This window comes from Clostridium psychrophilum (genome assembly GCF_018861705.1).
Lineage (GTDB): Bacteria > Bacillota > Clostridia > Clostridiales > Clostridiaceae > Clostridium_AD > Clostridium_AD psychrophilum.
Genome location: NZ_JAHLEC010000227.1, coordinates 1 through 1699, shown reverse-complemented (window position 1 = coordinate 1699; position 1699 = coordinate 1). Strand labels below are relative to the sequence as shown.

Sequence of the window (1699 nt, the reverse complement as noted above, 5' to 3'; positions counted from 1 at the left end):
AACAAAAGTATTTATTTGGATGTAATACTATAAGTGAAATAATAGCAGGTATGACAAAAAGGCTTTTTATACACTATTTTAAAAAGCCGTAGGCTGGTTATTTAATTAAAACTAATTATGAATTAAGCAGCTATTTTCTTGAAAATTGGGAAAATATCAGCAAGGGTTACCTCTTTTTCCTTAGCCCAAGCATCTATAAAGCAGCAAAATGCACCAAGAAATACTCTCGTTATTCTGCGACCAACGGAATAGATAATCGCATTTTCAGCATGGAAGTCGTTGTTTATTCTATCCCAACATCTTTCAGTAGTTGAACGCCGTTTATAAAGAGATTTCCATTGCTTTGAACCTCTTAGTATAGGAGTAAAATATCTTGGGTTATCTAATGTTTTAGTGTAATAAGTTTGGTTGCTTTTCATAGGACATTTTTTACAGTGTTCACATTGAACTGGGAATAGCCATTTATGCCTGTATTCTTTGCTGACAATTCCCCAATTACGAAGCTGATGTCCACAAACTTTACCATGAGGAATAGCATTATCATTAAGTTCAACAAATTCTCTACCTGATGTAGGTTTTGAAGAACGTGAATTTAAATCAATAATAGGATTTATTCCATAATGCATGCATAAAAGATAAAAAGCATTAGCATCATATGCGGAATCTAAGGCTATGGAATAAAAATCAATTTCAGGGTATAAATCTACAAGTTCTTTAAGTTCATAAACACCAGTAACAGAATCATGCCTTGCTGCACTAACAAATTTAATATGGATAGGTAGGCTGTAAAAACTATCACAGGCAGTAAATCCGTGATAGGTATGACCATAGTAATAATGTTCATTAAAGCTATCCCAACCCCAGCTAGCACTGGGATCGGTAAACTTTCGATAACAGTTACAATGTTCTCCTGGTTTATGTTTGCAATCACACACTTTTTTACCGTAAGGCGAAGCCTGCGAGGGCATACAAGTTCCATCACCAGCAATATTTAGTTTAGAAGGGTCACCCAAAATGCCCATTGATAAGGAAGGCATAACAAATAATTCTTTAAGTATGCTATTCATTTTGGATTCTATTCTGTCAGAAAGTTTAGAATTATCATATTTTAAGACTCTTTTAACTAAACGTTCGACAACACCAGATTTGGAGTTATTCATCTTTTGGTTTTTCTTTTGTTTTTTACTTGGTTTACGTTTGAATTTACGCAGTTTGGATTTATATAGGATTTTATCCTTATGAATCAGCCTATCCATAAAATCATAAAAAGTACCTATGCCAGGTATTTGATCAGCAAGTATGCCTTCGGCTTTAAAAGGCGAGTAGCAAGCAGGGATAAAGCCTGACAGAATTGCATAAAACGGTTCTGAACGTAATGTCTTTATCCAAGATGATATGCTGGTTTCTTTACAATAAGCCATAATAATAAGTGATCTGAGTAAAGCTACCGCATCTTTGGGCGGAGCACCTTGATTAGACTTAGAATAAGTACTTTGTATTAGAGGGACAATTCCGGTTAGGTCGGCAGACCAGATTTTTGTTATTATTGTACTACGTTCAAATAAAGTAATTTGTTGATTATTTTGAATAAAGAATTCTTCTAAAAATGTTTCAACAAAATTTTGATATTGAGTATGTGAAGCCTTAACAGTTAACATAAAAATCACTCCTTATAAATGAAAAATGGTAATAATATACA

The 1699-nt window shown here is 33.4% G+C and carries 1 protein-coding gene; it reads right to left on the bottom strand.

Annotation, left to right across the window (positions count from 1 at the left end; genetic code table 11):
* Nucleotides 1–122: 122 nt before the first annotated feature.
* Complete coding sequence (locus tag KPL38_RS19120) at nucleotides 123–1658, bottom strand: hypothetical protein (RefSeq protein ID WP_246578055.1); 1536 nt, start codon at nucleotides 1656–1658, stop codon at nucleotides 123–125.
* Nucleotides 1659–1699: the final 41 nt, after the last annotated feature.

Excerpts from the sequence above, each read along its gene's own strand:
- KPL38_RS19120 (WP_246578055.1), bottom strand. The coding sequence starts at position 1,658 with ATGTTAACTGTTAAGGCTTCACATACTCAATATCAAAATTTTGTTGAA.